Here is a 25,494-nt window from a genome sequence, read left to right as displayed (position 1 = left end):
TACTGGGGCTATTGGGGCACGGGGTTTGCTTCTAGTCTGCCTTATAACATTTCATCTTTAGCTGTGTTGGGAGGAAACGCGATGTCCATTTTGTTCCAGCTTGCGCTTGCCGCTCTGGTCTTGCTGTCGTTTGTGATGGTGGTGGGAGTGCCTGTGGCCTACGCTTCGCCCCGCAACTGGGATCAGTCCAAGCAGCTTCTATTCCTGGGTTCCTTTGCCTGGGTGGCGCTGGTGATTGTGGTCGGTGTGCTGAATTATTTCGTGGTATAGAAACCAAGTCTGGTAAATTCATGGCCGTTTTTGAGGGAACGTTTACCCAAACCGAGTCGTTGCGCTTTGCCATCGTGATTGGGCGGTTCAACGATTTGGTAACGGGTAAGCTGCTGGAGGGCTGTCAGGACTGCCTGAAGCGCCACGGCATTGATCCAGATCCGCAGGGCACTCAGGTCGATTATGCCTGGGTGCCAGGTTCTTTTGAGATTCCGCAGGTGGCGCGGCAACTGGCGCTGACTCGCCGTTATGACGCGATCATCTGCATCGGCGCAGTCATCAAAGGGCAAACGCCCCATTTTGACTATGTAGCAGGCGAGGTGTCGAAGGGCATTGCAGCTGCCTCGTTTCAAACGGGGGTGCCGGTCGTGTTTGGCGTGTTGACGACAGACTCGATGCAGCAAGCGCTGGAGCGAGCGGGCATCAAGAGCAATAAGGGTTGGGATTACGCCATGAGCGCGATCGAGATGGCAACGCTGATGCGCCAGATCCGCACGGCAAATCCTGATCTGGGCAACGGGCTACCAGCGGCAAACAACCCGCAGTTGCCGTCGCCGTTGAAGAGTGCGATCGCCCCGACCGATCCCGACGGATTCTAGCGCCCGACTGGTTCTAGTGTTGGTGAGCCACTAAAACTCTCCCCAAATCTTCACCTCTGGCTCCAGTGTAATGTCCCAACGCTGGGAGACTTTTTCCTGGACATGGCGAATCACGCGGTACACGTCACTAGCGGTGGCGTTGCCCAGGTTCACGATGAAGTTCGCGTGCATAGGCGACACCTGCGCCCCGCCAATCTGGAAGCCCTTTAGCCCGGTTTGCTCGATGAGCCAGCCCGACGTGCGCGGTTCGGGGTTGCGAAAGACACTGCCGCAACTGGGCAAATGGTAGGGCTGAGTGGCGTGGCGGCGCTCCTGGCAGGCGCGGGTTTCAGCCGTCACCACCGCAGCGCCCGCACCAGGGCAGAGCTGGAAGGTTGCCTGCGTCACCAAACGGCTGGTGTCGCCTTGAAGAATGGACGTGCGATAGCGAAAGCCTAGATCCGCTGGCGAGAGTTCCTGCGTTTCACCCGCTTGCGTCACCAGCTGAGCCTTTACCAAAATATCGGCGGTGCAAGCCTGGTGTGCGCCTGCGTTCATGGCCACTGCGCCGCCAACGGTGCCAGGGATGCCCACGGCCCACTCCAGCCCGGCCCAGCCCCGATCCGCCGCTTTCCAGGCTAGACGGGCGATCGGTTCTCCTGCGGCGGCCGTCAGCCGTCCAGTTTCTTCATCAAACTGGGTTTGGCGCAGATGGCGCGTACAAATGACCAGCCCTGGCAAGCCGCGATCGCTCACCAGCAGGTTAGACCCCAGCCCCAGCAGCGTGAGGGGCAGCCCTTCCGCCGTTGCCCAGGCAAAGCACGCCCGCAAATCCTCCACGGTGCGCGGCGAGACGAACCATTCCGCTGGCCCACCGACTCGGTAAGACGTGAACCCGGCTAGAGAAACCATCGGGCGAACCGCACAGGTCGCACCAATGGGCGTAAAGGGAACGCGAGGTTCAAAACTGGGCTGAGGGACTGGGTTGGCCAATGTTATAACCTGAGGAAACGCAGTGCAGGCGCTAGAGCGCACAAGACTCTGAGTCAAGACTCCAGGCCAAGACCCCGGGACAAGACTCCGAGCGCGGCAAAATGGCAGACGGCTTCTTGCTGCACCGTTCTGATTCATGCCGCTTTTCAGTTTAAACCCGGATTGAACCGGGCCCAAAGCACCCCTGCGAGAATCTGCGCCAGAAGCTCTCAGCGCTGACCCTGGCATCGACCCCAGAACTGACCGCTATGCTGCCGGAAGACGACCGTTTTAGGCAGACTTTCAGGCAGACTGATAGAGCTTCAAGCAGACTGTTAGGCAGACTGATAGCTTGCCAGTGCGGTCTGGGCTTCCAGGGTTTGATGGGCAGACACCAGTTCTGGAATGATCCGGTTTAGGTTGCCCGCACCCAGGAACAGCGCCAAGTCCCCCGGCTTGAGGGCGCGGGCCAGGAAGGCAGACACGTCATTCAGCGTGGGCTGGTAAATGACGTTGGGATGGTGCTGGGCGATCGCCGTTGCCAGGTCTTCTCCAGAAATCCCCGTCGGATTGACTTCGCCTGCGCTGTAGATGTCGGTGGTAATTACTAAATCGGCATCGCCAAACGACCGAGAAAATTCTTCCAAAAAGACCTGCGTGCGGCTATAGCGGTGGGGCTGGAAGATCGCCACCACGCGCCGCTGCTCGCTGGCAAAAGACTCGACTCGCAGCCGCGCCGCCGCCAGCGTCACCTGAATTTCGCTGGGATGGTGGGCGTAGTCGTCGATAAAGAGGATTTCGTTGGCTTCGCCGCGCAGCTCGAACCGACGACGGGCCCCCTGAAAGCTCTTGAGAATCGTGGCGATTTGGTCAAATTCCAGGTTGAGATGGCGACCCACGGCGATCGCCGCCAGGGCATTGCTCAGGTTGTGGCGACCCAGCACCGTCAGCTTCAGCGTACCCAGCAGCGTGCCCCGCTCCCACACGCGGGCCGTCGTCCCTGCGGCTCCATACACCACCTGATCCACCGTGTAATCAGCGCCCAAGGCAGGATTGAGGCTGTAGCTGATATGCGGCGGCACTTCCGCCCGCAGCAGGTCACAATCCCAGCAGCCCACCAGCACCTTGCAGTTATCAGCAAAGGCTTGGAAGGTTTTGACCACTTCATCCACCGTGGCATAGTGGTCGGGATGATCTAGCTCGATATTGGTGATCACGCCGATTTCAGCCGCCAGCTTCACCAGCGAACCGTCCGACTCGTCCGCCTCAGCCACCAGATACTCGCCCTGCCCCAGTCGCGCATTGCCCTCCCAGGCGCTGACCTCGCCCCCGACCACAATTGTCGGGTCAATCCCTGCCCGCAGCAGCAGATAGCCAATCATGCTGCTGGTAGTGGTTTTGCCGTGGGTGCCCGCAACAGCGATGCCGCGATATTCCTGCATCAGCGCCGCCAGCAGGTCAGAACGATGAAAAATCGGACAGCCCAAGTCTAGTGCTGCCCGGTATTCAGAATTATTGGGGTTAATAGCGGTTGAGCAAATAACCTGCGGCAAGAGTTGGGAACTAGGGGCGGGATTCGGGGCGATCGCCCCACGAGCCACGGGTTCTGCACCCACGCTAATCACGGCCAGATTGCCAGCTTCTTCGGGAACAGCCCGCACCACTGCTTTGCCGTTGGCATCCGCTCCAAAAAATTCCAGGTTAGAGGCATCCTGGCTCAAAAAGATATGAGCGCCTTCTGCCTGCAATCTTCGAGTAATGTCATTTAGGCAGATATCTGACCCAGAGACGGGCAGGTTCCGCTTGGCTAGGATGTAGGCAAGCGCCGACATACCAATACCGCCGATGCCGATGAAATGGAACGGCATACCGCTAAAATCAACAGGATTCAACGTCCTCACTCCTTCTACACCACACCACACAATGTCACGCGATATCATAGCAAGAATTACTTTTTCGGGATAGCTAATGGGGCGATTCACGTCCTGAGTCAGATCAGAGGTATTGACCGAGGGGCTGAATGGCTCAAATAACTGGTTGGTTAATATCTTGAGCCAAATCTTGAGCCAAATAGGGTTGACGACTAAACGAAGCATCATCTGAAAGAACCAAATTAAGAACTAGGTGCCCCCATTGAATAACTGCCGATAATGACTGCCAACTTGCAGCGCTTTGTAAAAAGAGTCAAGTAAAAAGTCAGCCTACCTGCCGATCTAAAACTTGCCTCTAAAGTATTGCCTTGAATAACTGCACAAATCTAGTTCATAGACTCATTTAGTTGAGTTTAGGAACTCCTTGAAAGTCAGCATTTGGTAAACCTCTGAAGCCCCTGACTGGCTGTTTCATGGAGCGTTCGTAGGGGCAAGGCAATGCAAAATCTGCTCTGCTTTTGCCCGCGCGAGGCGGATTAAGATCCAGCTTTGCCCGATCCTCCCAGTTCTTAATCGACACACTCCGAAACGAGACATAGATTGTGTATAAACGCTTGAACCGACACTTAATCAGCTCTGAACTTTCTGCAAATCTGAACTTTCTGCAAAATTCCCTAAAGAACTCTGCCCTAGAGAATTTTGTCTTGTTGCACCACAAAGACTTGAAAAACTACTGGTTGCCTCAGAGGTAGGCTGGAATTTACACAATCTTACTCAAGATTCCCAAATTTATTACGGTAATTGCTGAAATTGCTGAATCTTTGAGCCTGTCTTGAGGCGTACCACAGTCTGAGGGAGTGGCTTGATTGGGCGATCGCCCCGATGCACCTCGTTGCCAAGCAAGTCGCCAAGCAGTTGCCAAGCAAGTCGCCAAGCAATGGGATACATCCCGACGCGCCCATCGAATGACCCTGATAATGGCGACCCCTGATAATAGCAGAAGCGGGCAAGTCCGCCGCTCGACAGTTCTGTTATCTGGCAATACTCATGAATACAGCGCCCACGTCCCTGATTTCAGGACAAGTTTGATTTCAGGACAAGATTCGGACAGGCTTGAGATGTCCTGCCCGTGATTTCAAACCCCTATGCAACGTCTGGGCATTTTTGGAGGCACGTTTAACCCACCCCATTTTGGGCATCTGCATATCGCGGAGTCTGCTTTGCGCCAAGTGCAACTCGACCGGGTGCTGTGGGTTCCTGCGGCGGTGCCGCCCCATCGCCAGGGACAGGATCTGGTGTCGATCGCCCATCGGCTGGAACTAGTGAAGCGGGCGATCGCGCCTCACAAGTCCTTTGCACTCTGCTGCGTCGATCCCAAAACAGCGGGCGATCGCTCCTACGCCATCGACCTGCTCCATCAGCTAGAAACGCAATACACGCAATATATAAGTAACGATCATGAAATCGAAGCTGCCGATAATCAATGGTTTTGGGTTATCGGGCAGGATGCCTTTGCCACGCTGCCCCGCTGGTATCGTCGTCGGGAACTCATTCCCCGCTGCACCTGGCTGGTTGCGCCGCGCCGTCCCAGTAGCCTTGCCGCCACTGCCGCTGCTACTCCCGCTACCACTCCTGCCGCCACCGTCCAGATTCTCCAGTCCCAGGGGATTGACATCCGCTGGCAGCAGCTCGACCTGTCGCCGCTAGACATTTCCTCTAGCCAAATCCGGCAGCGCGTGGGCGATCGCCTGTCTATTCACACCCTCGTCCCCGATGCCGTGCGCGAATACATCGAAGAGAAGCAGCTTTATTCAGTGCCCTAATCCCTAATTTCTGTAACAGGTGTGTCTTTTCTGGGTTTCCCGATCGACAATGTTGCATACGGATAAGCGGTGGGGCGATCGCCCTTCCGTCTTCCATTTCTTGACCACTTACCCCACAACTCTCTCTATCTCCCCCGCTCCCCGTCCCCTCCGACTGGCGCTATGCCTCTCTTTCAGCGACCCCCCCAGACCGAAGGCGAAACGCGCACGCGCATCCTGCGGGCGGCGCAGCGGCTGTTTGCGCGGCGGGGCTACGACGGCACAACGACACACGATCTGGCAATCGAAGCAGGGGTGGCCGAGGGGACGCTGTTTCGACACTTTGAAAACAAGAAAGCAATTTTGGTGGAAGTTGTAACCCAAGGCTGGGTGGGACTGCTCACCGACTTGCTGACAGAACTCAGCGAAATGGGTAGCTCTAGGGCGATCGCCCAGGTGATGCGAAAGCGAATGCTGAACCTGCACCAAAACGCCGACATGCTGCGGGTGTGCTTTTTGGAAGCACAGTTTCATCCCGATTTGCGCGATCGCATCCAGACCGAAGTCATCAGCAAAATGACCGATGTCGCCGAAGCCTTCTTCCAGACCGCGATGGACAACGGCATCTATCGCCGCATGAACCCGCGCACGGTTGCCCAGGTATTTCTAGGGATGTTTACGGTGGCAGGCTTTAGCCGCGACACGATTATGCCCGAACAGTCCTCCCCCGCCGCCATGCAGGAAATGGCCGAAGGCATCGCCGATATCTTTCTCCACGGCGTGCTGGCAGACTCCAGCGAAGCATGAAGCGATTTTAGATTGCCGATTTTTAGATTGCCGATTTTAGAGTTTGGATTGTTGACTTGCCTCGCCCAAAATCCAAAACTCAAAATCCAAAACCCAAAATCCTTTCCCTCTCTTCTTTCTGTCATACTGCGGGTGACAAGACGCAGGCAGAGGGACGTTTGGTATGTTGAAAGCGCTATTGTTTGACCTGGATGGAACCGTTGCCAACACAGACCCGCTGCACTACCAAACCTGGAAGGCGGTGATGGCAGAGTTGGGCATGGAAATCGACCGCGAGTTTTATGATGCCCACTTCAGCGGGCGGCTGAACGAGCAGATTGTCCGCGATTTGCTGCCGCACTTATCGGCAGAGGCGGGTGCAAAGCTGAGTGCCGAAAAAGAGGCCCGATTCCGCGAACAGGCCACGGGCATGGAACCAACGCCGGGACTCTGGGACGTATTGCACTGGATGCAGCATCACGAGTTGCAGCGGGCTGTGGTGACGAATGCGCCCGTGGAAAATGCAGCGTTCATGATGAAAACCCTGGCCCTAGAGCCGCTGTTTTCGGTAGTGGTGCTGGGTGATGAGTTGCCCAAGGGCAAGCCCGATCCGCTGCCCTACCAAACGGCGCTGGACTGTCTGGGCGTGTTGGCAACCGAGGCGATCGCCTTTGAGGATTCGCCCTCTGGGATTCGCTCGGCGGTGGGTGCGGGCATTCCCACAATCGGCATCGCAGCAACCCATTCGGCCGAGGAACTAACCCAGTTGGGTACGCTGCTGGTGGTTCAGGACTTCACCGATCCGCGTCTGTGGAGCCTGCTGGAATCAGCCAGGAGTCTGCAACCTACCCATTCCTAAACACCGGGCTTCAAATCCCCAATTCTGGAGGCGCGTTCCTTCACGAAAGCTTGTTGTCAGGCTGGTGAACTCGCTCCGATTCCGGGCAACCTACGAAATAGGACAGACTGCGAACTTCATTAGACACAGCGTCGTGATGTAGGGGTGCCTCTCCAGTGGCGATCGCCCGTGCAGGTTGCAAGGAACTCTGGATCAAACCCAAGTTGGGCCGCCAAGAGCGTTGTCAGCGAATATGCCGTCAGCGAATATGCCGTCAGCGAATATGCCTGGCGCTTTGGGCAAGGTTCGCCCTGCATCTCCGCGATCGCGACCCTGTGCTGGCTTTCGCCGGAATCCTCCCAGAACTGCGGAATCACCCATGCCCTTGCCATGCCCTTGAATGTTAATCAATTTCTGAACGTGCGAGCCGACGAAACCAGGCTGGTGCTGACGCTGGGCTTTGCGCTGTTTGCCAATGCCCTCGCCCAAAAGGTGTCGGAAATCGCCTCCCTGAGCAACTTTCTGGTAGACGTGGGGCCGTCGCAATTTTTGGTGGTGCTGGTTCTCAGCAGCCTGATTACCATCGCCATGACGGGATTACAGTCTCTCTGGGTCGATCGGTTTGATCGACTGACGATGGTGCGCGGCATCAGCGCGATTTTGGCGCTGTCGTTCATGGTGTTGCGGCTGATGTTTTTGCTGAGAACCCCCGGCTGGCTGAACTACGGGCTGTTTTATCTGCTGTCGGATCAGCAGTTGATTTTCTTCCCGATGGCGTTTTGGGTGCTGTCGAGCGATGTGTTTGACGTGGCACAGAGCAAGCGGCTATTTCCCCTATTGGGCAGCCTGGGATTTGCAGGCAGCCTTGTAGGAATTGGGATTACGGCGCTGTCGCCGGGGCTATTTTTGCATTTGCAGATCAAGCCAGAGGAACTGCTGATGCTGAATATCCTGCTCTATTTCCTGATGTATGTAGGGCTGGAAATGGGGCTGAAGGACACCAAATTGCGGCAGATTCAGCAAAAGTCGGAAACTCTGCGTGAGGCCCTGTCTGAGGGCTGGGAGTTTGTTAGCCAGGTGCCTGCGTTCCGCTATTTGATGGTTTCCATTCTGGCGATGATCGTCTGCGAAACGATTGTGGAATACCGATTTTATGCGGTGTCGGGCGGGGCGATCGCCAATGCGGGCACCTACCAAACCTTCCTCAGCCTGTTCACGCTGGGGCGCACGGTCGCCTATCTGGGCATCCAGACCTTCCTGACCCAGCGGCTGATTACCCATCTCCAGCTTAAGGATCTGTTCCTGGTTCAGCCCGTCAGCAGCCTGCTGGGCGCTTCGGCGATGCTGGCAATGCCGGGACTGGGCGGGGCGATCGCCGGAGTGTCGCTGCAAAAACTCCCTCAGTACAGCATCGACGAAACTGCTCGCAAAGCCTTTGCCGGACTGGTTCCAGAGGAGCGGCGGGGGCGGGTGAGCCTGTTGCTAGACAGCTACTTGGTTTCCTTGGGCAGTATTCTGGGAGCGCTGATGACGGGAGCCATCTTGCTGGTGGGGCGCTTGGGATGGGGCGATCGCCTGCCTCCTCACCTGCTGTATCTGGGCGTTGCTGGGCTAATGGCGCTGCTGTCGCTGTGGGCCGTGTTGCAGATGCGAGCCGTGTATGACAAAAGCCTGCTCAACTGGCGGCTAAAGCGTCGTCAGCGCGGCAAGAGCGTCCTCGACAAACTGGAGTTTTAGCGTGCAAAAGGTTGCCATGAGCCAGATCACCTCCTCTGCATCTGCTGCCAAACTGGCGGAGAGACAGCGCTTTTGGAGTCTCCGCTGGAAACTGCTCACGGGCTTTACGCTGGTGTTCAGCACGGTGTTTGCGGTGGTGTATTGGTGGTTCTACAACTTTTCCACCGAAAAGGCGATCGCCCGCCTCAAGCAAGATCTGGAAAGTACCGCCATTGGCACTGCCCACGACATCGACGCAGAGGAACTGCTGGCACTGTATAAAACGGGCGAACGCAACGCAGAGGGCTTTTCAGACGATCCGCGCTATCTGCACCAGTTGGAATGGTTTGAAACCGCGCACCGCATTTCGCCCAATGTCTACGCCTACAGCTTCATCTTGGGCAAGCCGAGCGAAAACCGCCGCATCGGCAAACCAGCCACGACAGGCGATGAACTGGAGGCGATATACCTGGTGGATTCCCTCTGGCGATTTTTGCCAGAACGGGCGCTGCCGTTTTTGGAACCCGACAAGCCCTCACCCTACTCGCTGCGAGCCTTTCAGGAGGGCGAAACGGTCAACCGCGACCTCTACACTGACCAGTGGGGAAGCTGGATTTCCGCCTACACCCCCATCCGCGACAAGAATGGAAAAATCGTCGCTGTGCTGGGAGCCGACATCGAAGCCGATCACGTATTTGAAGTACAGCAACAATTGCGCGATCGCCTTTTGCTGTCGTTTTTGGCAACCTACGGCACGCTGTTTAGCCTGGTCTACCTGCTGTCGGGCATTTTGTCTCGCCCGCTGAAGGAACTATCCGCCGCCGCCGAGCGCATCGGGGAAGGCGACTATAGCCAGGATCTCACTGCACTGAGCAAAAGCGAGGTGCAGGACGAAATTTCTACCCTTGCTCGCGTGTTCCAACTCATGGTAGACAAAGTGCGCCAACGGGAAGAATCCCTCAAACAGCAGGTCGCCAGCCTCAAAATCGAAATCGACCAGGTAAAACGCCAAAAGCAGGTGCGGGAAATTGTGGAAACTGATTTCTTTCAGGATTTGGTCGTTAAGGCGCGGAGGCTGCGAAATCGGCCAATGGAAGAATAAATTTGGGGTGAGTTGTTGCCTGGCGACGCGGCGTAGCCATTCACCTGCTCAGCCAATTGACGCAGGCTGATCTGCTCAGCCAATTGACTCAAGCTGATCTGCTCAAGCTGATCTGCTCAAGCTGATTTACTCGAGCTGATCTGCTCAAGCCAAATGGTCTTGGCATTTGCCAGGCTGCGTCACCATTCACCTGCTCAATCACCTGCTCAATCCCAATCATGCTCGCACCTACCACTCCCTTAGTCATTCTGGGCAATACGCTAGAGGCAAACGGCTATCTGCTTTATCGAGAGCCAGATTTGGCAAGGCGGGAGGCGCTGATTCGCGGATTTCGGGTGGCCAATGAGCGATCGCTCTTGTGGCTGGGCGATCGCAAGCTGGTGATCACCGAAGCGCCCGTTGCTCATGTGGACTATTTGCGAGATCGGCTGGGCTATTCGCAGCTTCAGCACGCCTGCCCGGAGCGTTCCTCAGATTCCATCTGTGCCGATATTTTGCGAGAGTCTGCGCTGCTCCAGCGGATCGTAGATTTTGCAGACGATGCGGGCGCACTGCAACTCATTCCCTACGCCACTACGCCTGCGGTTCACAAGCTGGCGGATCTGCTGCGACAGACCTATGGGCTGACGGTGTACCTGCCGGAAAGTCCTGCCCCCGATCGGCTGTGGCTGCGGGAGTATGTGCAGACGAAGCTGGGCTTTCGGATGCTGGTGGGGCAGTGGATGGGGAATTGGCTGCCGGAGGGCTATGTGGCGCGGAGTGTGGAAGAAGCAGGGGTGATCGCCCACACGTTTCTTCGGCGCGGTCAGGGCTGCATCGTCAAGGCCAATACGGGCTTTTTGGGCATTGGGCATACGGTGTTTCGCCCAGAAGCCGCCCCCAGCCTGGACGAAATGCAATCAACACTCCGGCAAAATCCTTACTACGCCAATGATCTGCTGATTGTGGAGGCGCAGATTCCTAGCGCTCAGGCGCTTTCTCCTTCAGCAGAAGTCGTCGTACCTGCGAATCGAGCTGAGCCGCCCTATCTGGCGGCCATTTGCGCCCAGCAGGTGCTGCCATCGGGCGCTTATGCAGGGGAACTGGTCAGCCCGTCCTGGGCCGATGCATCCTGGTATGCCGACCTGAGTGCCGCCGCCTTAGAAGTCGGCAAAAAACTCCAGGCAATGGGCTACATTGGGCACTTCGATCTCGATGGAATTGTGGATGATGCGGGAACCCTATACCTGTTGGAGGTAAATGCCCGCCGCACTGGAGGAACGCATGTGTATGAATTGGCACGGTTTTTGCTGGGAGAGCGCCGGGCGCAAACAGCGACCCTGCTCAGCCGCACCAGTGCGCCATGTCCTGCGGTGAACTGCTGGGCTGACCTGGAAAGGGCGATCGCCGATCTGCTGTTTCCGCAAGCTTCGGGCTGGGGCGTGGTGATCACAAACAGCGCGGGGCTAGTCCGGCATCAAATCGGCTACGCCATTCTGGCGGCCAATCAGGCTGATGCGCTGGCTCTCCAACACGCGCTCACAACTCGACTATCTCTCTAAGCGACAGGGCAGCAAAGTGTAGAAATTTCGATTCTCAGGGACTAACCGCGCAAATCTGCGTAACTGAAGCCCTTTGTCGTAAATTTTGGCTGAAATCGGGGGAATTCATCAATGCCGAAAACACAGGATTTGGTTTGGTCAGACTGGCGATCGCAGCTTCAGCACCGCATCCAGACCCTCGAAGACTTGCAGCAGTGGGTCCACGTCACACCCAACGAGGCAGAGGCAATCCGGGCTTCGGCTGGGAAATATCGCTGGAGCATCACGCCCTACTATGCCTCGCTGATGGATCGCGACGATCCCAACTGCCCGATTCGCCTCCAGTCTGTGCCCGCGCTGCAAGAGTTCCAGTTCTTTCCTGGCGCGGAACCCGACCCGGTCGGCGACACGGTTTATCGCAAAACGAACCGCGTCGTTCACAAATATCCCGATCGCATCGTGCTGCTGGTGACGGAGGTATGCGCTGTATACTGCCGCCACTGCACCCGCAAGTTTCACACGACCGACCTGGAGGGCACATATTTTGAAACCAGCGAGGCAGCCTCCTGGGAGCAGGATTTTGACTATATCGCCAGCCATCCCGAAATCCGCGACGTGCTGCTGACGGGCGGTGATCCGCTGACCTATTCTGACGAAAAGCTGGAGCTGATTATTTCCCGATTGCGGAAGATTCCCCACGTAGAGGTGATTCGGATTGGCAGTCGCTATCCGGTGCTGCTGCCGATGCGGATTACGCCAGCGTTTTGCGCCATGCTGGAGAAATATCATCCCATCTGGCTGAATACGCATTTCAACCATCCCAAGGAGATCACGCCGGAAGCGGCTGAAGCGTGCGATCGCCTCCTGCGGCACGGCATCCCGGTGCAAAACCAGAGCGTGCTGCTGAAGGGCATCAACGATGACCTAGAGACCATGCGATCGCTCCTGCATGGACTGCTCAAAATCCGCGTCCGCCCTTACTATCTCTATCATTGCGACAACGTGACGGGCGTGTCGCACTTCGCCACCAGTGTGGAAAAAGGGCGAGAAATCATGCGAGGATTAATGGGTCATACCACCGGATTTGCCGTGCCCCAATATATCGTCACTACGAAACTAGGCAAAATTCCCTTGTGGGAAACCCAGGTTCATCGTGACGAGCAGGGCTACTGGCTGGAAAATTATCAGGGTGAAATCCTCCGCCTTGCCAAATCAGACGGATACTAGCAGCATCCGGGATTGAGCGATTGCCCGTATCACTCTTTCTGTATCGCTCTTTACTGCATCGAATCGATCGGTCTGTATCGAGCTGTATTGATCTGGATCGGCTGCCAGTACCCGCCATTTCCGATCTATCATTTCCGGGTCTACCATTTCCTACCCGCCCCGCCGACGCATTTTCTTCGAGGTTTTTCATGTCCAAAGTGGTTTCCGTTCACTCCTATCGAGGCGGCACCGGAAAGTCCAACACGACCGCAAATCTGGCCACCATGATTGCGCGGCAGGGCTATCGCGTGGGCATTGTAGACACGGATATTCAGTCCCCCGGAATCCATGTCCTGTTTGGCTTTGCAGAAGACGACATGGAGCGATCGCTCAATGATTACCTCTGGGGGCGGCGCTCGATTTCTGATGTAGCCTACGACGTGACCTCGGTGCTGGAAGGCAAGGGGGGCGATCGCAGCAAAGTCTACCTCGTCCCCTCCAGCGTCAAGGCAGGAGAAATTGCCCGCGTGCTGCGCGAGGGCTACGACGTGGGGCTGCTGAATGAGGGCTTTCGGGAACTGATCGAAACCCTCAAGCTCGACTATCTGTTTATCGACACGCACCCCGGACTGAACGAAGAAACCCTCTTGTCGATCACGATTTCTGATGTGCTGGTGCTGATTCTGCGTCCCGACCAGCAGGACTATCAGGGGACAGCAGTGACGGTGGATGTGGCCCGCAAGCTGGAAGTGCCCAAGCTGCTAATCGTCGTGAACAAGGCTCCGCAAGTGCTGGATTTTAACCAACTCAAGCAGCGCATTGAGGAAACCTACGATGCGCCTGTGGCAGGCATTTTGCCCCATTCGGACGACATGATGGTGCTGGCTAGCACGGGCATTTTTACAATGAAGTATCCCAACAATCCGCTGACGAACGTGGTAGAGGCGATCGCCCATCAGGTCATGGCCTAGTTGCCGCGTGGCTCGCCGGATGGATACTCCACCAGATATTCCACCAAAGGATAACCCTTGCTGAGTGCCCTCCCCTGGTATGCATCTGCTCCGCCGCTGTGGCTGCAACTGGCGGCGGCGGCGCTGTGGGTGGCGGGAATTACGCTGCTGGCGGAAGGGCTAAATCGGTTTCAGCTATTGGAGCCGGAAACCGTCCGCAAAATCGTCCACATCGGCACCGGTAACGTGATTCTGATTGCCTGGTGGCTCAAGATTCCGCCCTGGGTGGGGCTGAGCTTTTCGGTGTTGTTTAGCCTGGTGGCGCTGGTGTCCTATCGGTTCCCGATTCTGCCTGGGATCAACAGCGTCGGGCGCAAGAGCCTGGGCACTTTTTTCTATGCCGTCAGCATCGGCGTGCTGATTGCCCTGTTCTGGCAGGCGCGTCCGCACTATGCTGCGCTCGGCATTTTGATCATGGCGTGGGGCGACGGGCTGGCGGCGCTGGTGGGCCAGTCCTTGGGGCAACGCCGCTACAAAATTGGCGACATCGAAAAAAGCTGGGAAGGGACGCTGACGATGGCGCTGGCGAGTTTTTTGGTCGGTGGGCTGGTGCTGGGAATTTCTCAGGGAACCGCGGCGCTGTGGGGCGTGGCGGCCCTGGTGGCGATCGCCGCGACGGTTCTCGAAACTTTCTCAAAATGGGGCATCGATAATCTCACCGTGCCCATCGGCAGCGCCCTGCTGGCCTCTGCTTTGGTGGAACAAGTTGGGCTGGGCGGTTTGGGTTAGAAACAAGGGCGATCGCCCTCCTCCCTCTCAAGTTTGCCCGCCGCCCAGAACAATTCCATCCAAAAATCGCCCCAACTGTCGGATTGACAGAAGCCCTTTTGTCGCGCACATTACATAAATCTGGACATTAAATCTGGATATAAATCTGGAGGCCGATCTGGAGTCGAGGCTCAGGTGCAAAGGATTGGTGCCGCTTGCCTCTTCCTACATCCCGTCGATCCCTGTTCGAGTCAGCGTTTCGGAGCCGTCTTTCCCCATCTCTCACCCCTCACCCCTTACCCGCCTATGCGTCCTGCTCTCACTCAGTTTGGCGAACAGATGTCCCACCTGACCGGGGTGCGGGCGATTATGAAGGACATTATCGAAACGCTGCGAACTGCCCAGGGACGCGAGTTTATCAACCTGAGTGCGGGCAATCCGGTGATTTTACCAGAGGTGGAGCAGCTTTGGCGCGACTGTACGATAGAACTGCTGGACAGCCCTGAATATGGCGAGGTGGTGTGTCGCTATGGCTCTAGCCAGGGCTATCAGCCGCTCATTGAGGCCGTAATCGCAGACTACAATCAGCGGTATGGGCTGAACCTGGGCGATCGCAACATTCTCATCACCCCCGGTAGCCAGTCGCTCTACTTTTTGGCAGCAAACGCGCTAGGCGGCTACACCACCGACGGACGGCTGAAGCAGATCGTGCTGCCCCTCAGCCCGGACTATACAGGCTATGGCGGCGTGACGCTGATTCCCGAAGCGCTGCGGGCCTATCGCCCCCGTTTAGAAATCGATGCCGCCGCCCATCGCTTCAAGTATCGCCCCAACTTTGACCAGCTTGAAATCAACGCAACCACGGGCTTTGTGCTGTTTTCTCGGCCCTGCAACCCCACGGGCAACGTGCTGACGGATGATGAGGTGCGGAAAATCGCGGCAATGGCGGAACCCTACGATGTGCCTGTGTTTGTCGATTCGGCCTATGCGCCGCCGTTCCCGTGTTTAAATTTCACCGAGATGACACCGATTTTTGGCCCAAATATTGTTCATTGCACCAGCCTCTCAAAAGCAGGATTGCCTGGTGAGCGCGTGGGCATTGCCATTGGCGACGAGCGTGTGATTCAACACCTGGAGGCATTTCTCACGAATCTCTGTCTGCATTCGCCCCGCTATGGACAGGCGATCGCCTCCCGTGCTATTCGCTCTGGTCGCTTAGCCGCCATTTCCGAGCAGGTCATCCGCCCCCACTATCAGCAGAAATTTGCCGCCCTAGAGGCTACGCTAGACGAGGCCATGCCCACAAACCTACCCTGGTTCTTGCATCGGGGCGAAGGGGCGATCTTTGCGTGGCTCTGGCTCAAAGACTTGCCAATGAGCGATTGGGAGTTTTATCAGCAGCTGAAGCAGGCGGGAGTAATCGTCGTACCCGGTAGCCCGTTTTTCCCCGGCCTGCAAGAGGACTGGACCCACACGCAGGAATGCTTCCGGATCAGCCTGACTGCCTCCGAGTCGGAGCTGGCTGAGGCAATGCGCCGACTCGCGCAAGTCGCCGATCGGGTCTATGCTCAATCGAGCATCAGCCAAACAGAACTGGCAGCCCGTTAGCCGTCGCATCGGCAAAAACGCAAACCAGCAAAAGCAAGCCATCAAAAAAGGTCGTCGCAAATTGGGACGACCTCTTTTATGAATTACGCGGTTGGACGATTTCTCGCGGGCGCAGCCCACGAGAAATTGTCCAAAACCCAGAAAGCCTATCGCAAGTGCGTAAGTCCTGTCTTTTTTAGGTTTGTAGGAATCAAGGCTGTAGAAACGAGGGATCAGATGCCAGAGGCAAAGCCTTTAATGCTGACTTCTAACCCCCAAACCCTACTTGATGGCGACCTTGCCACCGGCTTCTTCCAGCTTCTTCTTGGCTTCTTCGGCGGCTTCCTTGGGCACTCCTTCGCGTACAGCCTTGGGCGTGGATTCCACCACTTCCTTGGCTTCCTTCAGACCCAGACCCGTCAGTTCACGGACGATCTTCAGCACGGCGATCTTCTTGTCGGCAGGTACGTCTTCGAGAATCACGTCGAATTCGGTCTTTTCTTCGACTTCCTCAGCCGCAGCCGCGCCACCGCCCGCGCCCGGAGCCATCATCATCATGCCGCCAACAGGAGCCGCAGCCGTCACGCCGAAGGCTTCTTCGATTTGCTTCACCAGCTCGGCCGCTTCCAGCAGGGTCAGCGTCTTGAGCTTTTCCAAAATTTCATCGGTTGCAGTAGACATAGTTTTCCTCTACGAGTTGAATTTCCAAACCACGAAACGATAGGAGCAAACATTGGAACCATTGGTCAAAGCGCGATCGCCCCAACCGGGCTACACACTCCACTAGGCAGCATCTTTGTCCTTGTCGGCGATCGCCTGCGTCACGCGAGCCAGCGAAGACGGCACTTCCTTGATGCCCACAGCCACCTTGGTCGCCACCGCGTTGATTGCGCCTGCAATTTGCCCCATCAGTTGTTCCTTCGACGGCAGATCGCCGATGGCTTTCACGTCGTCTTCGGTCAGGGCACGCCCTTCCATTACGCCGCCGCGCAGCACGGTCTTTTTAGAGACCTTCTGAAACTCCTGATAGGCTTTGATCGCGCCGCCTACGTCTTCTTTGATTAGCAAAAAGGCCGAAGACTCTTTGCACAGAGCTGTCATCGGTTCCCAAGTTGCGTCGCCCTGCACGGCAATCCGCATGAGCGTGTTCTTGGTTACTTTGCACTCTGTTCCCGAAGGACGCAGCCGCCGCCGCAAATCGGTAATTTCGGCAACGGTTAGCCCCCTGTAGTCAATCACGACGGCCATTTGAGACTGGCTCAAACTCTCTTTGAGTTCTGCGACAATCTCTTTTTTGTCCTCTAGTGTTCTACCCATCTCTGTCTCACCTCCTTAGCTTTGGGTGTGAATCACCAAACTTGGTTGCGCTGAATCCTGTACATGAAACGAAAAGAAAAAGCCCCGGCGATCGCCAGGGCAAGTCCAGACAGAGTTAACCACTCCACCATTTGGCGAGTTCTAACCCAACATCAACACTTGACCTCGGCAGGATGATTAAGCCATTTGCCCCTGCTGTCTCTGGCCACCAGGATTCAGTTGTAAAACGGTCAAACTTTGAATCGGCGTTTATGCTCCTGAGATTGGAAACAAGCCTAAAAGAAACGGCTCCTTGGCTCCTTGGATGAAGACTCAGCGCTCAGGCTGCGTCACTCGCCTTCATGTCGCGCAGTGCCGCAATGTCCACTTCGATCGAAGGCCCCATCGTGGCAGCGACGTACATCGTTCGCCAGTAGCGACCCTTCGCGCCCGAAGGACGGTTGCGGTCGATGGTTTCTTGCAGCGCCTTCAGGTTGATCAGCAGGTCGTCGGGCGAAAAGCTGGCTTTGCCAAACATCACATGAACAATGCCCGACTTGTCAGCCCGAAACTCCAGCTTACCCGCTTTAAATTCGTCAATGGCTTGAGCCAGATCAAAGGTCACCGTGCCGCCCTTGGGAGAGGGCATCAGACCACGAGGCCCAAGCTGACGACCCAGCTTTGCCACCTGCGGCATCACGTCTGGCGTGGCAATCAGCACGTCAAAATCCATCATGCCTTTCTGGATTTCGTCGATTAGCTCCTCAGATCCCGCCAAATCTGCCCCTGCATTCGTGGCTTCTGTCACCTTCTCGCCGCGAGCAATAACTGCCACCCGCACGACCTGACCCGTGCCCTTGGGCAGTGCCACCGTGGTTCGGAGCTGCTGATCCGTGTACTTGGGATCGATCCCCAAGCGGATATGGGCTTCGGCAGATTCCGGGAACTTCGCCGTAGCGGTTTCCTTGAGCAGGGCAAGCGCCTCTAGCGGGGCGTAGGGGCGATCCTCAACCTTGGCTTGCAGTTCCCGCAAGCGCTTCGATACCTTTTTCACCATTTTGAGAGTCTCCTTGGGGTGTTAACGGGCGATCGCCCTCCCCCGAATCATGAACGAGTTCAACAAAGCAAACCAAACAGCAAACTCAATCACACAAAACTCAATCGCGCCGATTCTAGTCGGCAATCGTCACACCCATGTTCCGGGCCGTGCCTTCCACAATTTTCATCGCCGCCTCAACGTCGTTCGCGTTCAGGTCAGGCAGTTTCGTCTGGGCGATTTCCCGCAGTTGAGCGCGAGTAATTGAACCAACCTTCTTCTTGTTTGGCTCACCCGACCCCCGGTCAATCTTAGCTGCCTTGGCAATCAGCTTGGATGCCGGAGGCGTTTTCAGCACAAACGTAAAGCTGCGGTCTTCAAACACCGAAATTTCTACCGGAATCACCATGCCAGCCTGATCAGCCGTCCTGGCATTATATTCCTTGCAGAACATCATGATATTGACCCCGTGCTGACCCAGCGCAGGGCCGATCGGCGGCGCAGGGTTTGCTTTGCCTGCATCAATTGCCAGTTTAATAATCGCGACTACCTTTTTTGCCATTGCCCCACTAACTCTGCTTTTGAACCTGGTTAAATTCCAACTCGACCGGGGTATCTCGCCCGAAGATTGAGAGCAGTGCCTTGAGCTTGCTGCGCTCTGGGCTGACCTCAATCACCTCACCTTCAAAATCCTTAAACGGCCCCGACAAGACCACGATCTTGTCCCCAGCCGCCATATCAATTTTGACGACTGGCTTTTGCTCTTGGGCACGCTTGAAGATTCTCTCTACCTCCGAATGACCGAGCGGCATTGGCTTAACATGCCCGCGCCCCCGTCCATAGCGGCGCTTCTGCTCTGCGCCAACGAAGTTAATGACGTTGGGCGTGTTTTTCACGACCTGCCATGCTTCGTCATCCATCACCATGCGGATCAGGACATATCCCGGAAACACTTTTTCTGCTGCCTCTTTGGGTTTGTTGCCCTTTTGCGGCTTTAGGATTGGCGTTTGGGGAATCTCAATTTGGAGAATGCGATCGGCTACATCGAGCGTCTCGATTCGCTGCTCCAAGTTCATCTTGACCCGGTTTTCGCAGCCTGAGGCAACCTGGACGGCATACCAACGGGGCGTTCCACGGGGCGACGACTCATCTTCGTAATGCTCGGTATTGGCGGCTTCTTCCTCAACAGACAGCAGATTGTCTGACTCATCCGATGCAAGCATGATTCAGAACCCCCTTAGAACACCTTTCCGGCAGCCCAGATGAAGAAATTATCAAATAGATAAATGATCGTAGCGGAGAGGGTCACCATCAGGATGACGGCAAGCGATTCACTGACCAACTGCTGGCGGCTCGGCCAGACGACCTTATCCAATTCTTCTTTGGTTCCTTTGAGGAACTCAGAAATGTTAAACCCTGATTTTTCGGCGATCGCCTTTGAGTCAGCCCCCTTTGCAGGCTTCGTCTCCGCAGACTTGACGACATCCTGAGCCGTTTCCTCTTTTTTCTCTGCCACGATCACACTCCTTGCCTGAACGGGGAATAGATGGAGAAAAACGCGCATCTTCCAGAGCGGACGACCTGCCTACCAGCGTCAGAGCGCTTCACACCAGATTGCAAAGAGAGACAGAATAAGTCAGAGTGCAGAATCACTCTAAACGTTTTTTATCCCTGCTTAGCCTATCCAAGGCACACCCAGCCGCAGCAGCAACCCCTCTAGGCCCAAATTGCGCTTTCCCATCATAGCACAGAGAATTTCTGAAATGATTCTGATGCAATAAAGTCAAGAGGACTGAGCAGACAAGTGGCTGTCTAGTGGCTGTACCAGTTTCGCTGAATCGACGGGGGCGACGAGATCAGCTGAGTTCGATGCTGGGCTAGCACCTGTCGATACAGATCTTCGAGTCGGCTGATGTTACGGCTGAGGGTATAGCGATCTAGCACGCGCTGGCGGGCCTTTTGCCCCAGCAGCAACGTCATTTCGGGATGATCGCCAAACAGCGGCAGCAGCGTTTGCAACTGAGACAGCACGCGCTGAGTGCTGAGGACGATGCCCGCGCCTGCCTCCAGCACTTCGCCATCGGCCCCGGCATCCGTTGCCATGCAGGCGACCCCGCAGGCCATGGCCTCCAGCAGCGACAGCGACAGACCTTCCACTAGAGAAGGCAGAATGAACACATCGGCTCCCCGCAGGATTTCAATACGCCGCTGCTCATTGGCAACAAAGCCCAGCCACACGATGCCCAGATCTTCGCCATAAAACGGGCGCAGCGTCGGCGCAAGCGGCCCATTGCCCACGATCGCCAACTTACTGCCGGGGGGCATTTCCGACTGTTTCCATGCCTTGAGCAGCGCTTCTACATTCTTTTCGGTTGCGATGCGCCCCTGGTAAACAAACAGGCGACGGGCATCCAATTCTGCTTTGATGTTCGATGGGCCGGGTGAATATTTCTCCACGTCTACGCCGTTGGGAATCACCGCCAAACGGTTATCCGGAACTCCCAGCCGCACCAGCAATTCGCGCTGAATTTCAGAGAAGATGATGACCCGGTGGTAGTGGGCCAGAAATGGCGCGTAGAGCTGATACATCAAGTGCTGGGTGCCCGATGTCAGGTTGCGACGCTTGCGGTCAAAGGGTGGGTGAAATGTGGAGACTAGCGGTAGGTTTAGCTCTTCGCAAATTTCTGGCAGCACAAAATCCAGCGGCGAGAGCGTCAGAGACGCATGAACTAGGTCGGGTTTGAGCCGCTGGAGCGCCTGGGTCAGCACTTTGCTCGACTTGGGCGAGGGAATGGTGTAGATCTGTGACTTGTAGAGACAGGGAATGGAGACTTCTTGAAGTTCTTCCTGGATTTCCTCCGGAGGCTCTGCCTGAGATTCTGGAGGGAATTCCTCCTGGGCAAAGTGGAGAAAGCTAACCTGATGCCCCCTCTCTAGGAGCGCGTTTGTGACTTCGCGCCCGTAGGTGACATTGCCACAGAAAGGAGATTTTTTGCCAAGCCAAGCAATATGCATTCAACTTATCGAAAGAATAATTGAGAAAAGTTGGGGTATGAATACAAGAATTTAATCATCATTTAATCGTTTGCGATACGGTGGCAGGATCGGAGCCGCCGACGGATTGGGTGAGGACACCTGCGGCGATCGCCACTGCGGCCAGCCCCAGAAACACTACTCGCAGCCCTAGTAGCGTTTCTGCCACGCCCGCCAGCGCCAGCGGCAGACTGAGGGCAATGTTCACCGCGTTATTTTGCAGCCCAAACACCTTGCCCCGCATCTCTTCTGGCGTTTCTTCTTGAATCACCGTTTGCAGCGGAATCGCCACGATCGCCGCGCAAGCGCCAAACAGCACCAGCAGCAGCAGCGTCGGCACCAACTGCTGCGTAAAGAAGGACAGCGCCGCCAGGGCTGCACCCATGCCCAGCGCCCCGTAGAGGCTGAGGCGATGTCTCCGCAGGCGCATGCCCGAATGCCCCAGAGTCACTGCGCCCAGCGCCATGCCGACCCCACCCGCCGCCAGCAAGAAGCCAAACTGCGATGACTTGATGGCGGGCATCACCTCCGCCAGCCGCACCGCCAGCACTGCCAGCGCCGCAAAAATAGAGAACAGCACAATGAGCTGGATCAGCGCCGCCCGCACTCGCCGTTGCTGTTTCAGATAGCGCAGCCCGTCGCGGATGTTTTCCCAGACGGGGGGCAGGTCGTCTTTGGACTGGTCAATGGTTTCGTGCGGCTGGATCAGCAGCAGCAGCAGGCCTGCCAGGGCGTAGCTTAGACCAACAATGAGTTCCTTGCCGATGTTCAGGGTTAGCCCAAACTGGGACGCAACGTGGGCGATCGCCCCATCGGCCAGCGCCAGCAGCGGTTCCCCCACGGCAAACCCAACGATCACCGATGCCATCATGGTGGTCGTATAGAGCGAATTGGCAGACAGCAGATGCTTGCGCTCTACCAGCATGGGAATCGCCGCCTGCTCTGCCGGGGCGAAAAATTGCGTCAGCGTGGACACCAGAAACGTCACGCTCAGCAGCGCCAAAAAGCCAACCGGAATGCCCGCCAGTGGCGACCAGCCCTGAGAAATCCACAGCAGCGGCGGCAATACTAGCACCAGTCCGCCCCGCAGCAGGTTCGTCGCCACCAGCACGGCTTTTTTAGACCAATGATCGACAAACACGCCAGCTACCGAGCCAAACAGCACCGCCGGAATGGTGAACGCCACCATCACCGACGACACCCAGCCGCTCACCGTTTGCCCCGCAGACTGAAAGCGGCTGGTGATGAGCATGATCATTAGCACCAGGTAGACCTTGTCGGCAAGCTGGGAAAACACCTGCCCACTCCACAGCGCCAAAAAGTTGCGGTTTCGCAGCACGGGCAAAAAGCCGCGCTCCGATTCTGGCGTGTCGGAGTCCTGAGAGTCGTCTCCTATAGATTTTCCCGCGTGGATAGTGACAGCGCCCGGTTTGGCAGGTTCGTCGGCTTGGTGTCCGCTGGGTTCTGGGCTGGTTTCCAGCAGAGACGCAGCCGAGGGTTCAGGCAGGGCAAAATCAGGGGTATCCGCCGCCTTGCCATTTTGAGAAGACTGGCCATTCTCCGGCAACTTGCCATTTTTCGCCGTGTTCTGGAGGGGTGACGGATCATCGGGTGTAGAGGATTCCCACTGTCCGACCTGGCCTCGATAGCTATTGGGACTGTGCCGCTCAGCAGTGGTGAGCGGCTGGGGGCGATCGCCCGCTTGATCAGAAGCGATCATCCGCAGAGGAACCAGGTCAGGATCAATCCGTTGCATCTTGCGTAGGTAAACAGGACGAGGGCGAAACAGCCGCAAAGCAGGTTTCGATCAGGGCGGCTGACTGAATCGGGCGGTCAAAATGGTACTGGGCATAGTGGCGCAGCAGCCGCTCCACCCGCAGCCAGACTTCCTCTGGGGTCTTATAAGCCGACAGGGAAGCGGGCGCTGGCAACCCGTTTGTCTGCATCCAGTTTGCCTGCATCCACATGGAAAGCAACTCCGGATCACTCAGGCGCTGCAAAGCCGCAAGCTCAGCGGACGAGATGGGCGTACCCAGGCGAGATCCAGCAGTGGATTTGGGCAGGGAGCGGGCGATCGCATATCGTCCTTCCGGTTCTGCCAGCGTAGCGCGGCCTTTTGCTGCGGGAGTCATAGAATCGCCGGATGCTTTGACCTTTTTAATAGGCTTTGGCTTGGGGCGAACAGCAGCATTCAGGCTCTCTCTATTCTCAAGCACAGCGGCCGTCGATGCTAGGGCAGGGTTATGCGGATTTTGCGAATCCTGCGGATTTTCAGATGGATTTTCAGAGAGAATCTCCCCAGGCTCTAGGCGGGACAGCACCTCCCAGGACACGACCCCGCCGGCCGCTGCGTGAAATCCTGCCCGCCATCCCTCAACCTCTGAGTCACCCCTTCCCTCAGGACTCACCCCATCGGGTGGCACAATCGGCTGCTGAGTCACGCAACAAGTATGAACCTGCGGCGCAACGCCCGCTAGTGTTAGCAACTGGTAGGTCGCTTGCACCAAACAAAGCAGGGTGACGCTAGCAGGCAACTGCTCGATGCGGCGCAGGGACTCACTGAGCTGGGTAAACAGTTCATCCTGCGGCTGGTTGCTGAGTGCCTGACAAAGTGCCAATTCTGCCAGATATTGCCCAGCGGTGAGCTTTCGCAAATCCTGGCTCAGCCCCGTGAAAGCCTCGATCCCTTCTGCCTGAATAATCTTGTCTAGCGTCCGTCCCTTGGCAATCAGCAGTTGGTTTACCACAAACAGGCCGCTGCGTCCCCGCAGGCTGGACTCGTGTTTACGCGATCCGGGAGCCACCAACCGAATCAGCCCGTGTTCGCGAGTCAGCACGGTCAGGAGGCGATCGCTCTCGCCCATCGGCATTCCTTTGAGGTTGATTCCAACGGTTTTGTAAGTGCCGCTCATGGGGAGAGGGAGGGAGTGATGGGGGGCAGGGGAGTGGCGTATGGAGGGGAATAAAAGCTCAGGTAATCCGTTACTTCACCTTTCGTCGCTCCCTCCCGAAGCGCCTCGATCCAGGGTATCAAACTGCTGAACCAACTCTGGGCCGCGAGAGGTGCCGATGCGGGTGGCTCCTGCCCGGATCAGGTCAAGGGCCTGCTGGGCCGTGCGGATGCCGCCGGAGGCTTTGATGCCAATGCGATCGCGCACGATCTCCTTCAGCAGGCGCACATCGGCAACCGTTGCCCCCCCATTCCAGCCCGTGCTGGTTTTCAAATAGGCGGCTCCCGCATCCATACAAATCTCTGCCGCCAGCCGCTTTTCTGTCGGAGTTAGCAGGCCCAATTCCAGAATTGCCTTGACCGTTTGCCCCGTTGCCTCGCAAATTTCCGCCAGTTCTCGGTGCAGCGCGTCGGTTTTGCCTTCCCGCAGCCAGCCCAGGTTGATTACCACATCCAGTTCAGTTGCGCCATTTTCGACGGCTTCTTGAGCTTCATAAAGCTTGGTCGCAGAGGTAGACGCACCCGTCGGAAAGCCAATCACGGTGCAGACTTGGGGCGATTTGTGGTGCAGCAGAGACACCGCCTGCCGGACATGCGCCGGAAACACGCACACTGCTGCAAACTTGAAGCGGTCAGCGGCTTCGCAACACTCGGCCACTTGCTCAGACGTGGCCACTGGGCTGAGCAGCGCCTGATCAATAAACGCGGCGAGGTCGATATCGGAGTGAGAACCTGGCATAAGCCGAGATGAGTCAAGACGGCGGACAGTGCCGATCACAATGCTGAAGAAAGCATGGCATGAAACGCCAAAAACTAAATCCTTTTTTGGAATGAGTTCGTAGGTAAAAGCAGGTCGGGTGGGCGTGCTGTTGATGGCATGGTAAACGGGCTATGCACCCATCGGCTGACACGGCTGGCGATTTTGCCAGATTCCGCCAAATGGACTATGCTGCACTTTGTTGAGAAATGTAAACATTGAAACTGCAACTGAATTCAAGGATGTCTCTTGCGTGAACGTGTGTTAAACACAGATGCAACTTAGGACAGATGCGAATTAAGCGGGAATGACCGAAGCAGGTGTGACCGGAGCAGGTCTGACTGATACAGATAACGCGATGTGCAGCTTGCAAACTGCCCTCATCCCCCAACCCCTTCTCTCAAGTCGGGAGAAGGGGAGCAAGAGAGGCTTGAAGTCCCTCTCCTCCGCTGGGAG

25 protein-coding genes and 1 other annotated feature are annotated in these 25,494 nt (G+C 56.6%); of the genes, 12 read left to right on the top strand and 13 right to left on the bottom strand.

What is annotated here, in order from left to right:
- The first annotated feature begins 81 nt into the window (after positions 1–81).
- Positions 82–270 (top strand): photosystem II reaction center protein PsbZ, encoded by a 189-nt coding sequence (psbZ, locus tag HPC62_RS03975; protein WP_068508879.1) that lies wholly within the window; start codon positions 82–84, stop codon positions 268–270.
- A 20-nt stretch (positions 271–290) separates the two neighbouring features.
- Positions 291–869 (top strand): 6,7-dimethyl-8-ribityllumazine synthase, encoded by a 579-nt coding sequence (ribH, locus tag HPC62_RS03970; RefSeq protein WP_172353847.1) that lies wholly within the window; start codon positions 291–293, stop codon positions 867–869.
- A gap of 30 nt (positions 870–899) precedes the next feature.
- On the opposite strand, the gene murB is transcribed toward ribH, so the two are convergent.
- From murB to HPC62_RS03955, 3 genes are all read right to left on the bottom strand, one after another.
- Positions 900–1,841, bottom strand: a complete 942-nt coding sequence (gene murB / locus HPC62_RS03965; RefSeq protein ID WP_390819953.1) for a UDP-N-acetylmuramate dehydrogenase — start codon at positions 1,839–1,841, stop codon at positions 900–902.
- Between the two features lie 314 nt (positions 1,842–2,155).
- On the bottom strand, positions 2,156–3,760 hold the full coding sequence (gene murC / locus HPC62_RS03960) for a UDP-N-acetylmuramate--L-alanine ligase (RefSeq protein WP_172353846.1): 1,605 nt from the start codon (positions 3,758–3,760) through the stop codon (positions 2,156–2,158).
- Between the two features lie 723 nt (positions 3,761–4,483).
- On the bottom strand, positions 4,484–4,639 hold the full coding sequence (locus HPC62_RS03955) for a hypothetical protein (RefSeq protein WP_172353845.1): 156 nt from the start codon (positions 4,637–4,639) through the stop codon (positions 4,484–4,486).
- Between the two features lie 197 nt (positions 4,640–4,836).
- On the opposite strand from HPC62_RS03955, the gene nadD reads away from it, so the two are divergent.
- The 10 genes from nadD to HPC62_RS03905 all read left to right on the top strand — a co-directional run bounded on the left by nadD (position 4,837) and on the right by HPC62_RS03905 (position 15,987).
- Positions 4,837–5,514, top strand: a complete 678-nt coding sequence (gene nadD / locus HPC62_RS03950) for a nicotinate (nicotinamide) nucleotide adenylyltransferase (RefSeq protein ID WP_172353844.1) — start codon at positions 4,837–4,839, stop codon at positions 5,512–5,514.
- A 162-nt stretch (positions 5,515–5,676) separates the two neighbouring features.
- Positions 5,677–6,300 (top strand): TetR/AcrR family transcriptional regulator, encoded by a 624-nt coding sequence (locus HPC62_RS03945; protein ID WP_172353843.1) that lies wholly within the window; start codon positions 5,677–5,679, stop codon positions 6,298–6,300.
- A 163-nt stretch (positions 6,301–6,463) separates the two neighbouring features.
- Entirely contained in the window at positions 6,464–7,138 is a 675-nt protein-coding gene (locus HPC62_RS03940; RefSeq protein ID WP_172353842.1) for an HAD family hydrolase, read from the top strand.
- A gap of 144 nt (positions 7,139–7,282) precedes the next feature.
- On the top strand, positions 7,283–8,854 hold the full coding sequence (locus HPC62_RS03935) for a hypothetical protein (protein ID WP_172353841.1): 1,572 nt from the start codon (positions 7,283–7,285) through the stop codon (positions 8,852–8,854).
- 1 nt (position 8,855) lies between these two features.
- Positions 8,856–9,935, top strand: a complete 1,080-nt coding sequence (locus HPC62_RS03930; protein ID WP_172353840.1) for a HAMP domain-containing protein — start codon at positions 8,856–8,858, stop codon at positions 9,933–9,935.
- A 218-nt stretch (positions 9,936–10,153) separates the two neighbouring features.
- Positions 10,154–11,476, top strand: coding sequence for a hypothetical protein (locus HPC62_RS03925; RefSeq protein WP_172353839.1), 1,323 nt, complete (start codon positions 10,154–10,156; stop codon positions 11,474–11,476).
- A gap of 111 nt (positions 11,477–11,587) precedes the next feature.
- Positions 11,588–12,682, top strand: coding sequence for an arginine 2,3-aminomutase (blsG, locus tag HPC62_RS03920; protein ID WP_172353838.1), 1,095 nt, complete (start codon positions 11,588–11,590; stop codon positions 12,680–12,682).
- 188 nt (positions 12,683–12,870) lie between these two features.
- Positions 12,871–13,632 carry a MinD/ParA family ATP-binding protein gene (locus tag HPC62_RS03915; protein WP_172353837.1) on the top strand — a complete coding sequence of 254 codons (762 nt, stop codon included), beginning with the start codon at positions 12,871–12,873 and terminating at the stop codon, positions 13,630–13,632.
- Positions 13,633–13,689: 57 nt separating this feature from the next.
- On the top strand, positions 13,690–14,400 hold the full coding sequence (locus HPC62_RS03910; RefSeq protein WP_172353836.1) for a diacylglycerol/polyprenol kinase family protein: 711 nt from the start codon (positions 13,690–13,692) through the stop codon (positions 14,398–14,400).
- A 285-nt stretch (positions 14,401–14,685) separates the two neighbouring features.
- Complete coding sequence (locus HPC62_RS03905) at positions 14,686–15,987, top strand: valine--pyruvate transaminase (protein ID WP_172353835.1); 1,302 nt, start codon at positions 14,686–14,688, stop codon at positions 15,985–15,987.
- Between the two features lie 261 nt (positions 15,988–16,248).
- On the opposite strand, the gene rplL is transcribed toward HPC62_RS03905, so the two are convergent.
- The 10 genes from rplL to deoC form a co-directional block, all read right to left on the bottom strand.
- Entirely contained in the window at positions 16,249–16,647 is a 399-nt protein-coding gene (gene rplL / locus HPC62_RS03900; RefSeq protein WP_172353834.1) for a 50S ribosomal protein L7/L12, read from the bottom strand.
- Positions 16,648–16,749: 102 nt separating this feature from the next.
- Positions 16,750–17,283, bottom strand: a complete 534-nt coding sequence (gene rplJ / locus HPC62_RS03895; RefSeq protein WP_172353833.1) for a 50S ribosomal protein L10 — start codon at positions 17,281–17,283, stop codon at positions 16,750–16,752.
- 66 nt (positions 17,284–17,349) lie between these two features.
- Positions 17,350–17,506: a sequence feature (ribosomal protein L10 leader region), on the bottom strand.
- A 96-nt stretch (positions 17,507–17,602) separates the two neighbouring features.
- Positions 17,603–18,319 (bottom strand): 50S ribosomal protein L1, encoded by a 717-nt coding sequence (rplA, locus tag HPC62_RS03890; RefSeq protein WP_172353832.1) that lies wholly within the window; start codon positions 18,317–18,319, stop codon positions 17,603–17,605.
- Between the two features lie 115 nt (positions 18,320–18,434).
- Positions 18,435–18,860 (bottom strand): 50S ribosomal protein L11, encoded by a 426-nt coding sequence (gene rplK, locus HPC62_RS03885; protein WP_172353831.1) that lies wholly within the window; start codon positions 18,858–18,860, stop codon positions 18,435–18,437.
- 7 nt (positions 18,861–18,867) lie between these two features.
- The gene (nusG, locus tag HPC62_RS03880) at positions 18,868–19,521 is read right to left on the bottom strand and encodes a transcription termination/antitermination protein NusG (RefSeq protein WP_172353830.1); all 654 of its coding nucleotides are present in this window, start codon (positions 19,519–19,521) and stop codon (positions 18,868–18,870) included.
- A gap of 14 nt (positions 19,522–19,535) precedes the next feature.
- A complete protein-coding gene (secE, locus tag HPC62_RS23340; RefSeq protein ID WP_225906908.1) occupies positions 19,536–19,730 on the bottom strand; it encodes a preprotein translocase subunit SecE in 195 nt (64 codons plus the stop codon).
- Positions 19,731–20,110: 380 nt separating this feature from the next.
- Entirely contained in the window at positions 20,111–21,313 is a 1,203-nt protein-coding gene (locus HPC62_RS03870) for a glycosyltransferase family 4 protein (RefSeq protein ID WP_172353828.1), read from the bottom strand.
- A gap of 58 nt (positions 21,314–21,371) precedes the next feature.
- A complete protein-coding gene (locus tag HPC62_RS03865) occupies positions 21,372–23,051 on the bottom strand; it encodes an MFS transporter (protein ID WP_172358768.1) in 1,680 nt (559 codons plus the stop codon).
- Positions 23,052–23,073: 22 nt separating this feature from the next.
- The gene (recO, locus tag HPC62_RS23335; protein WP_172353827.1) at positions 23,074–24,243 is read right to left on the bottom strand and encodes a DNA repair protein RecO; all 1,170 of its coding nucleotides are present in this window, start codon (positions 24,241–24,243) and stop codon (positions 23,074–23,076) included.
- A gap of 75 nt (positions 24,244–24,318) precedes the next feature.
- Positions 24,319–25,020 (bottom strand): deoxyribose-phosphate aldolase, encoded by a 702-nt coding sequence (gene deoC / locus HPC62_RS03855; protein WP_172353826.1) that lies wholly within the window; start codon positions 25,018–25,020, stop codon positions 24,319–24,321.
- Between the last annotated feature and the right edge of the window lie 474 nt (positions 25,021–25,494).

The sequence above is a fragment of the Thermoleptolyngbya sichuanensis A183 genome (assembly GCF_013177315.1).
Lineage (GTDB): Bacteria > Cyanobacteriota > Cyanobacteriia > Elainellales > Elainellaceae > Thermoleptolyngbya > Thermoleptolyngbya sichuanensis.
This window is presented reverse-complemented; position numbering and strand designations above follow the sequence as displayed.

Bases quoted from the DNA above. Each gene is read 5' to 3' on its own strand.
- psbZ (WP_068508879.1), top strand. From the start codon at position 82: ATGTCCATTTTGTTCCAGCTTGCGCTTGCCGCTCTGGTCTTGCTGTCG.
- ribH (WP_172353847.1), top strand. From the start codon at position 291: ATGGCCGTTTTTGAGGGAACGTTTACCCAAACCGAGTCGTTGCGCTTT.
- murC (WP_172353846.1), bottom strand. From the start codon at position 3,760: ATGATATCGCGTGACATTGTGTGGTGTGGTGTAGAAGGAGTGAGGACG.
- HPC62_RS03955 (WP_172353845.1), bottom strand. From the start codon at position 4,639: ATGTATCCCATTGCTTGGCGACTTGCTTGGCAACTGCTTGGCGACTTG.
- nadD (WP_172353844.1), top strand. From the start codon at position 4,837: ATGCAACGTCTGGGCATTTTTGGAGGCACGTTTAACCCACCCCATTTT.
- HPC62_RS03945 (WP_172353843.1), top strand. From the start codon at position 5,677: ATGCCTCTCTTTCAGCGACCCCCCCAGACCGAAGGCGAAACGCGCACG.
- HPC62_RS03940 (WP_172353842.1), top strand. From the start codon at position 6,464: ATGTTGAAAGCGCTATTGTTTGACCTGGATGGAACCGTTGCCAACACA.
- HPC62_RS03925 (WP_172353839.1), top strand. From the start codon at position 10,154: ATGCTCGCACCTACCACTCCCTTAGTCATTCTGGGCAATACGCTAGAG.
- blsG (WP_172353838.1), top strand. From the start codon at position 11,588: ATGCCGAAAACACAGGATTTGGTTTGGTCAGACTGGCGATCGCAGCTT.
- HPC62_RS03915 (WP_172353837.1), top strand. From the start codon at position 12,871: ATGTCCAAAGTGGTTTCCGTTCACTCCTATCGAGGCGGCACCGGAAAG.
- HPC62_RS03905 (WP_172353835.1), top strand. From the start codon at position 14,686: ATGCGTCCTGCTCTCACTCAGTTTGGCGAACAGATGTCCCACCTGACC.
- rplL (WP_172353834.1), bottom strand. From the start codon at position 16,647: ATGTCTACTGCAACCGATGAAATTTTGGAAAAGCTCAAGACGCTGACC.
- rplJ (WP_172353833.1), bottom strand. From the start codon at position 17,283: ATGGGTAGAACACTAGAGGACAAAAAAGAGATTGTCGCAGAACTCAAA.
- rplA (WP_172353832.1), bottom strand. From the start codon at position 18,319: ATGGTGAAAAAGGTATCGAAGCGCTTGCGGGAACTGCAAGCCAAGGTT.
- rplK (WP_172353831.1), bottom strand. From the start codon at position 18,860: ATGGCAAAAAAGGTAGTCGCGATTATTAAACTGGCAATTGATGCAGGC.
- nusG (WP_172353830.1), bottom strand. From the start codon at position 19,521: ATGCTTGCATCGGATGAGTCAGACAATCTGCTGTCTGTTGAGGAAGAA.
- HPC62_RS03870 (WP_172353828.1), bottom strand. From the start codon at position 21,313: ATGCATATTGCTTGGCTTGGCAAAAAATCTCCTTTCTGTGGCAATGTC.
- HPC62_RS03865 (WP_172358768.1), bottom strand. From the start codon at position 23,051: ATGATCGCTTCTGATCAAGCGGGCGATCGCCCCCAGCCGCTCACCACT.
- recO (WP_172353827.1), bottom strand. From the start codon at position 24,243: ATGAGCGGCACTTACAAAACCGTTGGAATCAACCTCAAAGGAATGCCG.
- deoC (WP_172353826.1), bottom strand. From the start codon at position 25,020: ATGCCAGGTTCTCACTCCGATATCGACCTCGCCGCGTTTATTGATCAG.